This window comes from Psychromonas saccharinae (assembly GCF_051201515.1).
Taxonomy (GTDB): domain Bacteria; phylum Pseudomonadota; class Gammaproteobacteria; order Enterobacterales; family Psychromonadaceae; genus Psychromonas.
The window spans coordinates 1289233-1305045 of sequence record NZ_CP195153.1 but is presented as its reverse complement, the minus strand read 5'-3'; the positions used below and the strand labels follow the sequence as shown (position 1 = coordinate 1305045).

Sequence of the window (15813 nt, the reverse complement as noted above, 5' to 3'; positions counted from 1 at the left end):
CATAAAATAAACAGAATAATATCATTTGTAATAATAATATTCTGATACAATTATCCTCCGATATTTCTATTACGGGTAGTACAGTGTTTAAAAAAAATAATAATACCTTTAAAAAAAATCAGGTAAATAAACAAAAAACCTATAAAAAAACACAACCTAAAGCTAAGCCGACAATATCTAGTGGCCCACAAAAAATTATCCTATTCAATAAGCCTTTTAATGTCCTCAGTCAGTTTACCGATGAAAATAATGGCGAAAACAGTCGTCAAACACTTAAAGATTTTATTGATGTACCCGATGTGTATGCCGCTGGCCGACTCGATAGAGATAGCGAAGGTTTACTGCTATTAACCAATGACGGTAAACTACAAGCTAAAATCACGCAGCCAGGTAAGAAAACAACGAAAACCTATTGGGTACAAGTAGAAGGTTCCCCCGATGAACAACACCTTCAGCAACTTCGAGATGGCGTACAATTAAAAGACGGATTAACCCTTCCCGCCAAAGTTGAGATAATCACAGCTCCCAATATTTGGCCTCGTACGCCACCAATCCGTGAACGTGCAAATATTCCAACAACGTGGTTAAGCATTACCATCATTGAAGGCCGTAATCGTCAGGTTCGTCGGATGACGGCTAATATAGGCTTTCCAACGCTACGTTTAATTCGTTATCGCATTGGAAGCTGGACCATCGATGGTATTGAAAACGGTCATTATAAATTGCTCTAATTCAATACTATCTCCTATCCACTGATTCGGTATTTTTTATCGAAAACACAACAGAATAACAGCGATATTTAAGATAAATAGCACACTTACTTTCTATTATTTTACCAACCCATTCATTGTTAGGAACAATTGTTTAAAGCGATTCAATCACGTTATAATCGATTAATATATTATTGTTCCTTTATGACAAGCCGAGTAAAGAATGGAAGTAGAATTACTAGAAATTCAAGATTTTATCAGTCAATACCCTCCCTTTGATCAACTACCCGAAGAAGCGTTAATTGAACTTGCACAAAATATAGAAATATCCTATCACCGAGCAGATTCAATTATTATCAATCTTAATGATATGATTCATGATCTCTATATTATTCGCAGTGGCGTTGTTGAATTATTTCGACGTAATGGAGAGCTATATAACCGCCTTGATCAAGGCATGTTATTTGGCCAAATGGGATTACTCACCAATAATAAAGTTCGCTTCCCTGCAACGGCAAAAAGAGATTCACTCTTATATTGTATTCCCGAATCTATTTTTAGTGACTTCTGCGAACGTTATGAAGTTTTTGCTGATTATGTCGAAGCGGAAGATAGCATCCGATTAAAACAGGCGTTTGAAAGTAAAGATGACGCGAATAGTCTCACAACTTCCAAAGTCACGACTTTGCTGACCCGTGAACCGGTGATATTTACGAACAATACATCTATTCAATCCGTTGCTAAAATACTCACTGAAGAAAATGTGTCGGCTGCATTAATTACAGATCCTGATATGGAAGATGGCCATGGTGGTAGTTTTGTTGGCATCATAACTGAAAGAGATCTGTGCGCTAAGGTCATTGCCGAAGGAGTAGACATCAACAGCCCCGTTTCTGACGTAATGTCGAATGAATTAATGTCATTAGATCATAACGCCTATATTTTTGAAGCCATGCTTCTAATGCTGCGATATAACGTGCATCATTTACCCATTTTAAAAAATAAACAACCGATTGGTCTGCTCGAAGTCGCTGATATCATTCGATACGAATCCCAAAATAGCTTGTTGTTTGTTAGCAGTATCTTTCAACAACATACGCCCGAAGATTTAGTACTACTTTCACCTGAACTCAAAAATTGCTTTGTTCGTATGGTCAATGAAGATGCAAACTCTCATATGATTGGCAGGGCCATGTCAGAAATAGGACGAAGTTTTAAACAGCGTTTATTAGAATTAGCAGAAGAAAAATTGGGGCCGCCCCCTATCCCCTACTGCTTTTTAGCACTTGGTTCGATGGCACGCGACGAACAACTAATTGTCACCGATCAAGATAACGCCATTATTCTTGATAATAGTTATGACGAAGCTAAACATGGTGAATACTTTACTGAACTAGCCAAATTTGTATGCGATGGGTTGGCAGCCTGTGGATACAGTTACTGTACCGGCAAAATTATGGCGACAACACCAGAATTTCGTAAAACGCAATCCCAGTGGGAAGATTGTTTTGCAGACTGGATTGATAACCCCAACCCCAAAGCGCTATTAAACTGTTCTATTTTCTTTGATTTAAGCGGGGTATACGGGCGTATCAAATGGGCAGAACAACTTAATGCTTTTATTATTCGTCGCGCTAAAAAGAATAACCGTTTTCTTGCCTGCTTAGCACGTAATGCACTAAACCGAACACCACCGCTCGGATTCTTTAAAGATTTTGTGATGGAAAAAGACGGTCGCCACAACAACTCAATTAACTTAAAACGTAGAGGTACTGCGCCTCTTGCAGATTTAATTCGTGTTCATGCCCTTGCCATTGGCTCAACATCACAAAATTCATTCCAACGTTTAGCTGATATTATAGAAGCAGGCATTTTACCTAAATCAAAAGGTGAAGACTTAAAACACGCAATGGAATTAATTTCTTTAGTCCGTATTCGTCATCAAGCTTTGGATATTGAATCGGAAATTGAACCCGATAATAATATCGAACCAGAAAATATGTCTGATTTAGAACGCCGCAATCTTAAAGATGCTTTCTTAGTGTTGAGCAATGCACAAAACTTTTTAAAATATCGTTATACCGCTAACAAGTTTTAGGAACTAACAATGCACCGATTAACCAATCAAGAAATCTTAAACTGGCAAGCATTTTTAAAGCTAAAGGCAGATGAAAGTAAAGATTCGCGCCTGCAAAACTTTTATCGTACCGGCACTTATTCAAACGGTACTCAACTAAAAGATATTGAATTCGTTGCATTAGACTTTGAAACAACCGGGCTTGATTCTGAGCAAAATAGTATCATTAGTATCGGATTAGTCCCCTTTAATCTCAATCGGATTTTTTGCAAACAGGCAAAAAGCTGGTATATCAACCCACAGGATAATTTAAAGGAAAATACCGTTATTATTCATGGGATAACCCATTCAGATTTAAAAGGAGCACCGGACTTAAAACGGATTCTTGAACAACTGTTAGATGAACTTGCAGGTAAAGTCGTCGTCGTTCATTATCGACGGATTGAACGAGACTTTTTTGACAGCAATCTTCGCGCCTTGATCAATGAAGGGATTATTTTCCCGTTGATCGACACGATGCAAATTGAATGTAATTTAGAACGAGCAAAAACACGTGGCATTATTAACTGGCTATTAAGAAAGAAAATGCAGTCAATTCGACTTGCTAATAGTCGTCTACGTTATAATCTACCCACTTACTCACCACACGATGCATTGACCGATGCGATTGCAACCGCAGAACTACTGCAAGCACAAATTAGGTATCACTATAAACCAGAAACCCCTATTCAAAATTTATGGCTATAATACCAATTCCTCTAATTATCGACTCATTCATTTTTCTTACGCCTAAATAAAACATTGAATTAACCGAGCTGATATAACAAATTTAACGTATTAAGCCTAACTTTCTAAAGGTAATAAAAAAGCCGAACGATTTTAAATGTTCGGCTTCTTAGTGTTAATCTTTGTAAAAATGTTGACTAACTTTGATGTTTCTCTGTTCTCATACCCATTATTAAGCTAACACACATAATCAACAAAATAATAGTAAAGGGTAATCCAGTCGAAATCGCACCTGCTTGCAATGCTTGAATGGCGTCAGTTCCTCCCACCCAAAGTAATACAGCAGCAATAGCCCCTTCGATGGAGGCCCAAAAGATACGCTGAGGGATAGGTGCGTCTACTTTACCACCAGCCGTAATACTGTCGATAACCAATGAACCAGAATCTGACGAAGTAATAAAGAACACTAATACTAATAATACAGCTAGCATTGATAAAATATTACCTAAAGGTAAAGCATCAAACATTTGGAACATAGCAAGTGGTACTTCCGTTAACCCTTCGGAACCTAAAATACCTACTTTATCAATTACTTGCTCAATAGCAACACCGCCAAATACAGACATCCAAAGAATAGTAACCAGTGTTGGTATGATTAATACGGCGGTTAGAAACTCACGCACTGTTCTACCACGAGAAATACGTGCAATAAACATCCCGACAAATGGAGACCATGAAATCCACCATGCCCAGTAAAATACTGTCCAACCATGCATCCAAGCTTCATCTTCACGACCTACCGGATTACTTAATGGGATAATATTTTCGATATAGCCCATCACAGTTGTTGGAATAGTCCCCATTGAAATAGCAAAGGTCACTAAGGCAACAAAAACGACCAAAGCAAGGGCTAATAACATATTAATGTTACTAATTAGTTTAACACCACCATCAATACCACGAACAACTGAAACAACTGCTAGCATAGTGACGCCTACAATAATCACAATTTGTAATGTCAGCGAAGCATCAATACCAAACACATGATGGAAGCCACTTGCCGCCTGTTGTGCTCCGAGTCCTAATGACGTTGCTAACCCAAATAAGGTTGCTAAAACAGCCAAAATATCAACTACATGTCCCGGCCATCCCCAAGTACGATCACCTAAAATAGGATAAAAAATCGAACGAATCGAAAGTGGCAACCCTTTGTTAAATGAGAAAAATGCTAATGACAGCGCAACTACACCATAAATAGCCCATGGGTGTAACCCCCAATGAAACATCGTTGCCCCTAAGGCAAGTTTTGCCGCTTCAGGTGTATTTGCGGTAACATTTAATGGTGTTTCATACCATCCTGTAAAATAAGCAACGGGTTCTGCAACGCCCCAAAACATTAAACCAATACCCATTCCTGCTGCAAATAGCATCGCTAACCATGAAGGCGTTGAATAATCAGAGATTGCATCATCGCCACCTAAGCGAATTTTTCCATAAGGCGACACCACTAATGCCAAACAAAAAACAACAAATATATTCGCTGACCACATGAATAAGCTGTCAAAGGAACCAATAATTTGCCATTTCAAACCATCTAAAAATGCCTTGGATGTAGCGGGATCAATCACCAAAATGGCAATTAAAAAGAGACCAACTAACCCTGCACTAATACCAAATACAGGGTTATGTACATCAAACCCCCATTTCTGAATATTATCTTGTCCCACGGTATAATCGGTATTATCTATACTGTATTTATCTTTATTTAAATTCATTAACCCTCAATTAGAGCAACGGCTCTGTTTTTATAAATATGCTTAATATTATGCACGATGGATCTTAACAAAATTAACCTACCGATAAAACCATTGGCTCTCTTAACCTTCTATCACCGATTAGGAAATGGTTAAAATAGCAAGACATTCAAAAGGACGTACTATCCGTGAATTCTTGTTTGCGGTTATTGTTGTACCTACATTAATAACAATTATTTGGATGTTTTTTAGTAGTATCCCTTTAGATCAGTTGGCCAATAAAGTCGGTAAATTGGGTACAAATGGATTAACAGATATTTCATTAACATTATGTCATGTTTACGACGCACTGCATTGTCCTTCATAATCCTACTATTACTAAAGTGCGTTAGCCTAATAAAGGGCTTAAATAGCGAATACCCTCCGTATAAAAAATAAGTAATAAAGATGGCTGCAGAAACTTACAGCCCATCTTTAATCAGCAATGCATTTATGTTCATTATTAATCAAGCAATTAACCGACTCCTTTTACTTATTCCTTTGAAATAAACGGGAGTTTTAAAAGCAAAAAATCCCTTCAAAAATCCCCCTGCTTTCTTGTTCAAGTTCTGTTAAAATCACGCATCAAATTAGTAGGAGACCTTTCATGACAAACAATAGCCAAATTAAAGTAATCGTCGGTATGTCCGGCGGTGTTGATTCATCCGTATCCGCTTACCTATTAAAGCAACAGGGATATCAGGTTGAAGGGCTATTCATGAAGAACTGGGAAGAAGACGATAATGACGAATATTGTTCTGCTGCCGAAGACCTTAAAGATGCACAGGATGTATGTGATAAATTAGGCATTGAATTGCACACTATTAATTTTGCTGCTGAATACTGGGATAATGTATTTGAACATTTCCTTGAAGAATATAAAGCAGGTCGCACTCCCAATCCGGATATTATGTGCAATAAAGAAATTAAATTTAAAGCGTTCTTAGAATTTGCTGCGGAAGATTTAGGGGCCGATTACATTGCAACGGGTCACTATGTTCGTCGCGGAGAAAATGATGGTCATGTTCAGTTATTGCGAGGCCTTGATAGCAATAAAGACCAAAGCTATTTCTTATATGCTGTCGGTGAACAACAAATAGCCAAAACATTGTTCCCAGTTGGCGAATTAGAAAAACCAGAAGTACGCCGTATTGCTGAAGAACAAGATCTCGTCACTTTCAATAAAAAAGATAGTACCGGTATTTGTTTTATCGGTGAACGTAAATTCACTGAATTTTTACAACATTATTTACCCGCTCAACCAGGTGATATTGTGACCCCGACAGGTGAAGTGATTGGCCAACATCAAGGCTTGATGTATCACACACTGGGACAACGTAAAGGGCTAGGTATTGGAGGTTTACAAAACTCAGGTGAAGAGCCTTGGTATGTTGTTGGCAAAGATATGGATAATAACCGTTTATTAGTGGCTCAAGGTGCCGACCACCCTGCACTATTTTCCTATGGATTAATCGCGAAAAAATGTGATTGGGTTGATCGTCAAGCCAAAACAGAAAGCTTTAAATGTACAGTCAAAACACGTTATCGTCAGCAAGATATCAACTGCACGGTCACTCCGATTGACGATGACACCTTAAAAGTAATTTTTGAGCAACCACAGGCAGCGGTAACACCGGGACAATCGGCTGTTTTTTATCAAGGTGATGTCTGTCTAGGTGGTGCCATCATCGATCAGCATTTACAACAAGCACTGTCATAAAATAATAAAGAGAGAGTGACTATGTCATACCACGATTTACCCTCTAGATGTATCGCATTTGCTGGCATGTGCCAGGCAGCTTATCTAGTCGACCAACTTTCAAGAACTGGCTCAACGGGCGATCAAACAGCCTTTGAAGCTTCTTTACATTCAATTATGCGCACAGAAAGTGACTCTCCTTTAGATGTTTTTGGTGGGTATTCTTCGTTAAGTGTTGGCTTTAACAGTATGCTTGAACAGCTTGGTAATAAAGATCAAAAGCGCAACATGCAAATTACCAAATATTTAATTGGCATGATCATGCTTGAAAAAAAATTAAGTAAAAATCCTGGCACATTAAACCTCTTAAGTGAGCGAATTAATCAGGTTCAACGTCAATTAGCGCACTTTGAAATCAACGATAATAATGTACTAAGCAATTTAGATGCGATCTACAAAGAACTGATCAGCCCGCTTGGCCCAAGAATTCAAGTTAACGGCAATCCTACTTGCTTACAGCAGGAACAAACACAACATAAAATTCGAGCATTATTGCTTGCCGGCGTTCGCGCAACGGTTTTATGGCGTCAACTAGGTGGAACACGCACACAGTTAATTTTATCTCGCAAAGCGATGATTCACCAAGTTAACCAAGATTTACGCCGAATTTAAATTTACACATTGGATAATTCTTTTAAACAACCTACTTACTTTATTTAGGAGCAACAAATGGAACTTTCAGGATTAACAGCTGTATCACCCGTTGACGGCCGTTACGGTAGCAAAACAGCATTGTTACGCGATATTTTTAGTGAATTTGGCCTGATCAAATTCCGCGTACAAGTTGAAGTACGCTGGCTACAAAAACTTGCTGCAACAGCGGGTATTGCAGAAGTTCCTGCATTTTCTGATACAGCAAATGCGCATCTTGATGCAATTGTGACCAATTTCAGTGAACAGGATGCGGCACGTGTAAAAACAATCGAATCAACCACTAATCACGATGTAAAAGCCGTTGAATATTTCTTAAAAGAAAAAGTTGCAGACGTTCCTGAATTAAATGCTATTTCTGAATTTATCCATTTTGCTTGTACCTCAGAAGACATCAATAACCTATCCCATGCATTAATGTTAGGCACGGCTAAAACCGATGTTATCCTGCCTTACTGCAATAAAATCGTCGATGCACTTAAAGAATTGGCAAAAGAATATAAAGCAATGCCGATGATGTCTCGCACACATGGTCAACCCGCTTCACCAACAACGCTAGGTAAAGAGATGGCGAACGTTGCAGTACGTTTACAACGCCAAGTAAAACAAATTGAAGCGACTGAAATTCTCGGTAAAATTAATGGTGCAGTAGGTAATTATAATGCGCACATCAGTGCATACCCAGAATTGAATTGGCAAGGTTTTGCAGAAGAATTTGTGACCAGTCTAGGAGTAACATTCAATCCTTACACAACACAAATCGAACCTCACGATTACATCGCTGAATTATTTGATGCAGTAGCACGATTCAATACGATTCTATTAGATTTTGATCGTGATATCTGGGGCTACATCTGCCTTGGTCACTTTAAACAAAAAACCATCGCGGGTGAAATTGGTTCTTCTACCATGCCGCATAAAGTGAACCCAATTGACTTTGAAAACTCCGAAGGTAATCTTGGTTTAGCCAATGCAATCTTTGATCATTTAGCAGCAAAACTTCCCGTTTCTCGCTGGCAGCGTGACTTAACAGACTCAACCGTATTGCGTAACCTTGGTGTTGCTATCGGTTATTCTGTTATTGCCTATGAGTCAAGCTTAAAAGGTATTAGCAAGCTTGAAGCGAACGAAGCAAACATGCTTAAGGATTTAGATAATAACTGGGAAGTATTGGCAGAGCCGATTCAAACGGTTATGCGTCGTTACGGTATCGAAAAACCATACGAAAAACTAAAAGAGCTAACTCGTGGTAAACGCGTTGATGGCCCAGGTATGGCTGCATTTATCGATACACTAGATTTAACCGATGCAGTAAAAGCACAACTTAAAGCCATGACACCCGCTAACTACATTGGTCAAGCAATTGACTTAGTTGAAAAGCTCGTCGATTAAATCAAGCACTCAAATATACCTAGGCAGCCTAATGGTTGCCTTTTTTATAGCGTTTCAGATAAAGCAGCATCGGCTGAAGTGCGCTATAACAGGCAATCCCAAAAGAACAAATTAAAATCGACACCACCATTTGTAAACTCACTTGCTGCTGTAAAAATACCATCGCTAACAACACTGAGACAATCGGCACTAATGCCATAATCGTCGACGCGGATACCGCACCTAATTTATTAATTGAGTAACTCATACAAAATAAGGCACATATACTAACCACAATTCCCTGATAAACACCTTGTAAAACAATCTCACTGACTGGAGCATGACCAAGGTGAGTCGGTAAGAAAAACCAAATAGGTGTAAAAAATATTGCATTGATAATGGGCACGGCCATCATAATGACTTTTATATCAATGCGCCAAATTTTCATTGAAACAGAGTAAAAAGCAATAAAAAAGGTTGCAATAAATAGCCACAAAAAGGCACTTAATGTCGCACCTCCAGAGCTAGTAAACAACAAAAAATTTGCTAGTAGAATTAATAACACACCGACATATTGCGTTGAAGTTAATCGGTTCCTTTTCCATACAAAAATAATAACGGCGCACATCAAAGGCAATAATCCATTAATGATAACCCCCGTATTCGCAGCATCTGACAGCAATAAACCAATTAAACTGGCGCAAACATAAAAAGTACCACTGCATAAACTAGCAGTGATAATAGGCAATGTGAAAAGCGGCTTAAGTGATATTTTATTAAAAATGGAATAAAGAAAAACAACCAGCGCTGCGGTTAAAAAGCGAATTCCAGTTACATCCCACACCGTCAATGCGTGGGATAATCCCCATTTTGAAATGATAATCCAACCAGACCAAATCACCACCACAGCAAGTCCAGCTAACACACCCGATACTTTGTCTACGTTATTTCCTTTAACCATTTCAACTTCCCGATGTAGTGATACTTTTGTGTCTATCCCATTCACAATACTTACCAACTAGGTACAAAGCAATATTTAAAAGATCACAGTATTGGTGGACTCGGCTATCCGCCTGCTAGCGGAGCTGTTACACTCTTAATACTTTCGATAAGCACTAATAAAGGTCAATCATCATGTTCGAACTCAATTTAGATATAAGCGACTTCCTCGAAAACTACTGGCAGAAAAAACCATTGGTCATTAAAAATGGATTTAGTCATTTTGAAGATCCAATTATGCCCGATGAAATAGCCGGACTAGCGATGGAAGAAGAGGTTGAGAGTCGACTCGTCTATAAAAAAGATGCGCAATGGCATGCTGAGTTAGGTCCTTTTAAAAGCTTTGAACAATTGGAAAAAGAAAATACAAGCTTATTAATTCAAGCCCTTGATCATTGGCACAGCGACGCACAGGAACTAGTTCGCCCTTTTAGGTTTTTGCCAAACTGGCGCATCGATGACCTCATGATCAGTTATTCCACCAAAGGTGGCGGTGTTGGCCCTCATATTGATAATTATGATGTATTTATTACTCAAGGATTAGGCAAACGTCATTGGCGTGTTGGTGCACAGGAAAAATTGCGTGAATTTAGTGCTAATAATGCACTTAAACATTGTGAAGCATTTAATGCAATTATAGATGTGGAACTTGAACCGGGTGATATTTTATATATTCCAAGCGGTTATCCACATGAAGGCTACGCAGTGGAGCCTTCTATGAATTATAGTGTTGGTTTTCGGGCACCCGATCAAAATGATCTATTAAGTAGCTTTGCCGATTATTGCCTTGATACAACCGAAGAAGTGCCACGTTATAATGATATTGATATGCAGGTACGTGAAAAACCAGGACAAATTGAAACACCTGAACTCAACGAATTACATCGTATTATGCTCGCAAAATGTGAAACACCGGAAAGTTTAATCCCTTGGTTTGGCTGCATGATTAGCGAAGCCAAACATGAACTTGATATTGCAGAGATAGATCCGCCCCATACAGAACAAGAAGTACAAAGTCTGTTTAATGATGGTGCTGAATTTATTCGCCTTGGTGGGCTACGCGCAGTTTATTTCGCTACTGCTCCTGACTTATTATTTATTAATGGTGAACAATTTAATTGTGAGGGGTTTACTGAATTTGGGCATTACCTTTGCGATCAAGATGAAATAGGCAGTGAAGCAATTGAGTTATTTGATGATAATCCTGATGCTTTAGCACTATTCACTAAACTTGTGAATAAAGGCTATTGGTACGTTATTTAAGTGAGGAGTATGACTCCCCACTCTTGATTTTAATAAGCTAGACTATGCAGGTAGCGCAACGCCCTGCTCTTTCATTCTTGCAATTTTATAACGTAAAGTACGTGGACTGATACCTAATAACTCAGCAACATCTTTGCGTTTTCCTCGACAACTTTGTAAGGCTTCTAAAATTATTTTCTGCTCTTGTTCTTTTAAGCCTTTACCCAGTGCCGCCACATCACTTTCAGCGCCTTCATTTTTAATACTTTCATCAGTACTATTAGTCATCGCAATACTTTCAGGCTCATGTTGCGTACTGACTTCGGACTGTTCATCATCACAAATATGCTCAAATTGACCATCTTCCAATATCAGTGACGATTTATCGACAGTTTCACCATCGGATAAAATAAGGGCACGCTGCATAACATTATCAAGTTCGCGCACATTTCCGGGCCAAGTGTAATTTAATAATAATTGTTTAGCTGCATCGGTTAAAATTGGGACGGCTTGAGATTGGTCAAGCGCATGGCGCATTAATAAATGTTCAGATAGCGGTAAAATATCACCACGACGCTTGGCTAGCGGCAACCACTGTAAAGGAAAAACATTAAGACGGTAATAAAGATCTTCACGAAAGTCGCCTTTATCAACGGCCTTTTTAATATCTCGGTTACTGGTTGCAATTACACGAATATTTAATTTGATCGTTTTACGTGATCCTAAACGCTCTACTTCTCGCTCTTGCAAAACACGCAGTAATTTAACCTGCAATTCCAAAGGCATTTCTGTAATTTCATCTAATAAAATTGTTCCATTTTGAGCTTGTTCAAATTTCCCCGAGCAAGCTTGGACAGCCCCCGTAAAAGCGCCTTTTTCATAGCCAAATAAAGTTGCTTCTAACATCGTTTCAGGAATAGCCGCACAATTAATTGCAACAAATTCATGGTCGCTTCGCGGTGATTTATCATGCAAATAACGTGATAAAACTTCTTTCCCCGATCCACTTGGGCCAGTGATCATAACTGAAGCATCACTATTAGCGACTTTTTCAGCCATTTTAAATAATTTTTCAGTATTTGGATCACCGTAAATAGGTGTGCGCGATTCCACTTTATTAACTGGCGCATAACGACTCACTTGATTCAGCAACACTTCAGGGGAGAAAGGCTTTGCTAAATAGTCTATCGCCCCATCGCGCATTGCATTGACCGCATCATCAATCGTTGCATAGGCGGTCATTAATAATACTGGAAGGGTTGGATATTTTTCTTTGAGGGTTTGCAATAAATTCAAACCAGACATGCCCCCCATTTGAATATCGCTAATAACAAGATCAAACTTATGCTTATTTAAGGCAACTAAAGCTGCCTCGCCACTATCGACTTCCGAACAGTGATATCCCGCAAGTAGTAATGTATCAACTAATGCTTCTCTTAATCCCGAATCATCTTCAACAACTAATAATTTACCTTGCGACATATTAACCTCCCACAACTTGATTAAATTGCGAATTATCCGTTACCACATAGCGTGATTCACCAACACGATGTAAAGGTAAAACCAAGGTGAAACAGCTACCTTTACCAAATTCTGATTTGATTTCCACACTACCTTTATGCGCCTGTGCAATCGACTGTACAACGGCTAAGCCTAACCCAGTACCTTGAGATTTAGTGGTATAGAAGGCTTCCATAACTTTTGCAATATGTTGTTTTTCAATCCCTGGACCATTATCCATAACCGAAATTTCAACTTGGTCTTCACCGCGTCGTAATGCGGTTATATATAAGCGAACACCTTTTCCAGTCGCTTCTACTGCATTAGAAATAAGGTTGGTAATGGCACTTGATAACGCACTTTTATTTGCCATTATTAATAAATCAGGATCCGGTAAACGACACTGCAAATTACCTTCAATTTTAGTCAATAATCCTTCGCTAGCATCCTGTACATACTCCAGCAAATTGACCAGAGAAACTTCTTCCACTATTTTTTGGTCACCACTACGAGCAAATAACAACATATCGTTTACCTGTGTTTCTAAGTCCTGTAAACGATTCATTAACTTGCCCTGAAAACGCGAACGCGCACTTTCGGTTAATGTTCTATTTGCTAAATTAGCACCGTACAACATTGCAGCTGAAAGTGGTGTTCTTATTTGATGAGCAAGAGAGGCAACCATTTTTCCTAAAGATGAGAGACGTTTTAGTTTTGCGACATGCTCTTGTAATTCACGTGTATCGGTTAAATCGGTTAATAAAATAAGTTGCCCAGCACGACCTTCAAGTGATGAAATTGATAATTGAATACGTCGACCATTTTTTAAGGAAACTTCATGGCCATCATCATTTTTAGGCGCGAAGGAACGTCTGATAATTGCACTCCATAGTTGCCCTTCTAATGGCTCTCCGAGTAGGGAAAGTGCAACACAGTTAGCCTGTTCAACGATACCGTTACCATCAATCACAATTAAACCCGATGGCAGCTTGTTATAAAGCTGTTCCATATAGTTTGCTTGCGCACGCAATTGATCAAGTTCACCTGGGAAGCTTTCCTGTTGCAGTTGTAGTGCTTGTTGATTGATAGTATCCATTAGATAGCCTTACTTTATAATTTGTTATTACAAGTTACAAAGCAGCAATCATGCCAATATAAAATACAATTAAATTACAACAACTTATAAATAAAAAGCCATAAATATGACACTTTTAATCAATAAAAAAGCCCGTCATAAAAAATAATGACGGGCTTTTAAAATAGTAACAATAAATAAAATTAACCTTCTTTATTTAAGCCATATTTCTTAATTTTTTCGACTAAAGTTGTTCGACGCATTGACAATAATTCGGCAGCATGTGAAACCACACCATCTTGACTGTCTAAAGCTTGACGGATCATTTCGATTTCAAACTCAGTTAATTTATCTTTTAAGTTAATACCTTCTGCTGGTAAATGACCTAGAAATCCAAGTGACTCATCGTAGGCTTCAAATTCAGGCGCGAGTGGAGGGTCTTCAAACATTCCACAAAGGGCATCTCGCTCAGCTAGGGCTTCTTGCTCAGGACTAAAATCAATTTTTTCAACGGTATCTCCTTGATCGTCGAGATAACGGTATTTAATCGGTAAATCAACTAAATCAACTATTTTATTAGCATGTAAAATAAGCAACCTTTCTAATAAATTAGACAACTCGCGTACATTACCAGGCCAATTATGTTTCATTAATGAATCAAGCGCGCGCTGGGTAAAACGTAATGTAGCTTTATGCTCATCCTGTAATCGAGACAGCAATTCTTGTAATAGTAGTGGAATATCTTCTTGACGTTCACGTAGTGCCGGTTTCTCAATAGGAAATACGTTTAAACGATAAAAGAGATCTTCACGAAATTTCCCTTCCTCAATCAAGGTTTCAAGATTTCTATGGGTAGCAGCAACAACGCGTACATCAGCTTCTAAACATTTTGTTCCGCCCACACGTTCAAAAGTTCTTTCCTGTAAAACACGCAGTAACTTTACCTGCATAGGCATTGGCATGTCACCAATTTCATCTAAAAATATTGTTCCACCAGCGGCTAACTCGAAACGACCTTTGCGAGCCGCAAATGCACCGGTAAACGCACCTTTCTCATGACCAAATAATTCACTTTCTAATAATTCGGCAGGAATTGCCCCACAGTTTATTGGAACAAAAGGACCATTTTTACGATTCGACATTTCATGAACGGCACGCGCAGCAACCTCTTTACCTGTTCCCGATTCTCCTAAAATCAACACATTGGCATTACTTTGGGCTACTTGCTCGACCAAATAACGAATTTCTTGAATACGTTTCCCACGACCAACTAATGAGGATAATAAATACTTATTCGTTTTTTTAAATTGTTTACTCGCGTCATTAAAGGTCTGACAATGATGTAACAGCTGCGTAAGCTGCCCTTGAGAAACGGGTAAATCCAACGCACCGATATAATTACTTTCATTGGTATTTAACGTCAGAGAAGTCGTGATAAAAGCAGTATTTGAATACATGGTTAATAAATTGAGTGACTCCGTTTCAGATGAACCACAAATAACACATAAAGGATTAACATGCTGAATACTTTCAGTTAATTCATTACTTGATAGCGACTGACAAGTTTCACCAATAAATTGTAAAACCGTTGATAATGCATTGTATTGAGCTTGATTGATATCAACCAAATAAATTGGAGAACGACATTCCATAACTTTCCACTTATCAAGTTAAAGTAAATTTCACGCGTACGTAAAAGATTATGAAACATATTTTAGAACATAATTTGAAATTTAAAAGGAAAATATGTCAATAAGCTGACAATGACTATATTCTGACATTTGCCATACAATTCCCATTGTTTTTAATGGCATAAAAAATGCATTACTATCAATAAAGTAAAAGACAACATATTTCTTTTTCTTTTCAAAATCAATATAACAAACCATACTTAATATTATTGTGCCAAT

General features: G+C 38.3%; 12 protein-coding genes and 1 pseudogene. 8 read left to right on the top strand and 5 right to left on the bottom strand.

The genetic code is table 11. From position 1 onward, the window contains the following. Positions 1-83: 83 nt before the first annotated feature. The 3 genes from ACR30L_RS05800 to ACR30L_RS05790 all read left to right on the top strand — a co-directional run bounded on the left by ACR30L_RS05800 (position 84) and on the right by ACR30L_RS05790 (position 3534). Positions 84-731: a pseudouridine synthase gene (locus ACR30L_RS05800; protein WP_435237089.1), complete on the top strand. Its 648-nt coding sequence runs from the start codon at positions 84-86 to the stop codon at positions 729-731. Between the two features lie 202 nt (positions 732-933). Continuing rightward, positions 934-2808 (top strand): DUF294 nucleotidyltransferase-like domain-containing protein, encoded by a 1875-nt coding sequence (locus tag ACR30L_RS05795; protein ID WP_435237088.1) that lies wholly within the window; start codon positions 934-936, stop codon positions 2806-2808. A gap of 9 nt (positions 2809-2817) precedes the next feature. Then, positions 2818-3534, top strand: coding sequence for a 3'-5' exonuclease (locus ACR30L_RS05790; protein WP_435237087.1), 717 nt, complete (start codon positions 2818-2820; stop codon positions 3532-3534). Positions 3535-3710: 176 nt separating this feature from the next. Here the strand turns inward: ACR30L_RS05790 and ACR30L_RS05785 are convergent, their stop codons facing one another. Continuing rightward, entirely contained in the window at positions 3711-5288 is a 1578-nt protein-coding gene (locus ACR30L_RS05785; RefSeq protein WP_435237086.1) for a BCCT family transporter, read from the bottom strand. Between the two features lie 136 nt (positions 5289-5424). Here ACR30L_RS05785 and ACR30L_RS05780 point away from each other — a divergent pair. The 4 genes and pseudogenes from ACR30L_RS05780 to purB form a co-directional block, all read left to right on the top strand. Further along, a pseudogene (locus ACR30L_RS05780) lies at positions 5425-5619 on the top strand (BCCT family transporter); the annotation flags it as partial. 294 nt (positions 5620-5913) lie between these two features. Then, on the top strand, positions 5914-7026 hold the full coding sequence (gene mnmA, locus ACR30L_RS05775) for a tRNA 2-thiouridine(34) synthase MnmA (RefSeq protein ID WP_435237085.1): 1113 nt from the start codon (positions 5914-5916) through the stop codon (positions 7024-7026). 21 nt (positions 7027-7047) lie between these two features. After that, positions 7048-7677: a high frequency lysogenization protein HflD gene (gene hflD / locus ACR30L_RS05770; protein ID WP_435237084.1), complete on the top strand. Its 630-nt coding sequence runs from the start codon at positions 7048-7050 to the stop codon at positions 7675-7677. 57 nt (positions 7678-7734) lie between these two features. Further along, positions 7735-9108: an adenylosuccinate lyase gene (purB, locus tag ACR30L_RS05765; protein WP_435237083.1), complete on the top strand. Its 1374-nt coding sequence runs from the start codon at positions 7735-7737 to the stop codon at positions 9106-9108. A 28-nt stretch (positions 9109-9136) separates the two neighbouring features. Here purB and ACR30L_RS05760 read toward each other — a convergent pair whose 3' ends face one another. Continuing rightward, positions 9137-10048, bottom strand: a complete 912-nt coding sequence (locus ACR30L_RS05760; RefSeq protein WP_435237082.1) for a DMT family transporter — start codon at positions 10046-10048, stop codon at positions 9137-9139. Positions 10049-10221: 173 nt separating this feature from the next. On the opposite strand from ACR30L_RS05760, the gene ACR30L_RS05755 reads away from it, so the two are divergent. Continuing rightward, positions 10222-11349 (top strand): JmjC domain-containing protein, encoded by a 1128-nt coding sequence (locus ACR30L_RS05755; protein WP_435237081.1) that lies wholly within the window; start codon positions 10222-10224, stop codon positions 11347-11349. A 42-nt stretch (positions 11350-11391) separates the two neighbouring features. Here the strand turns inward: ACR30L_RS05755 and ACR30L_RS05750 are convergent, their stop codons facing one another. The 3 genes from ACR30L_RS05750 to ACR30L_RS05740 form a co-directional block, all read right to left on the bottom strand. Further along, a complete protein-coding gene (locus tag ACR30L_RS05750) occupies positions 11392-12810 on the bottom strand; it encodes a sigma-54-dependent transcriptional regulator (RefSeq protein ID WP_435237080.1) in 1419 nt (472 codons plus the stop codon). A gap of 1 nt (position 12811) precedes the next feature. Next, complete coding sequence (locus ACR30L_RS05745) at positions 12812-13924, bottom strand: sensor histidine kinase (protein ID WP_435237079.1); 1113 nt, start codon at positions 13922-13924, stop codon at positions 12812-12814. 182 nt (positions 13925-14106) lie between these two features. After that, on the bottom strand, positions 14107-15555 hold the full coding sequence (locus tag ACR30L_RS05740; RefSeq protein WP_435237078.1) for a sigma-54 dependent transcriptional regulator: 1449 nt from the start codon (positions 15553-15555) through the stop codon (positions 14107-14109). Positions 15556-15813: the final 258 nt, after the last annotated feature.

Excerpts from the sequence above, each read along its gene's own strand:
- ACR30L_RS05795 (WP_435237088.1), top strand. The coding sequence starts at position 934 with ATGGAAGTAGAATTACTAGAAATTCAAGATTTTATCAGTCAATACCCT.
- ACR30L_RS05790 (WP_435237087.1), top strand. The coding sequence starts at position 2,818 with ATGCACCGATTAACCAATCAAGAAATCTTAAACTGGCAAGCATTTTTA.
- ACR30L_RS05785 (WP_435237086.1), bottom strand. The coding sequence starts at position 5,288 with ATGAATTTAAATAAAGATAAATACAGTATAGATAATACCGATTATACC.
- mnmA (WP_435237085.1), top strand. The coding sequence starts at position 5,914 with ATGACAAACAATAGCCAAATTAAAGTAATCGTCGGTATGTCCGGCGGT.
- hflD (WP_435237084.1), top strand. The coding sequence starts at position 7,048 with ATGTCATACCACGATTTACCCTCTAGATGTATCGCATTTGCTGGCATG.
- purB (WP_435237083.1), top strand. The coding sequence starts at position 7,735 with ATGGAACTTTCAGGATTAACAGCTGTATCACCCGTTGACGGCCGTTAC.
- ACR30L_RS05760 (WP_435237082.1), bottom strand. The coding sequence starts at position 10,048 with ATGGTTAAAGGAAATAACGTAGACAAAGTATCGGGTGTGTTAGCTGGA.
- ACR30L_RS05755 (WP_435237081.1), top strand. The coding sequence starts at position 10,222 with ATGTTCGAACTCAATTTAGATATAAGCGACTTCCTCGAAAACTACTGG.
- ACR30L_RS05750 (WP_435237080.1), bottom strand. The coding sequence starts at position 12,810 with ATGTCGCAAGGTAAATTATTAGTTGTTGAAGATGATTCGGGATTAAGA.
- ACR30L_RS05745 (WP_435237079.1), bottom strand. The coding sequence starts at position 13,924 with ATGGATACTATCAATCAACAAGCACTACAACTGCAACAGGAAAGCTTC.
- ACR30L_RS05740 (WP_435237078.1), bottom strand. The coding sequence starts at position 15,555 with ATGGAATGTCGTTCTCCAATTTATTTGGTTGATATCAATCAAGCTCAA.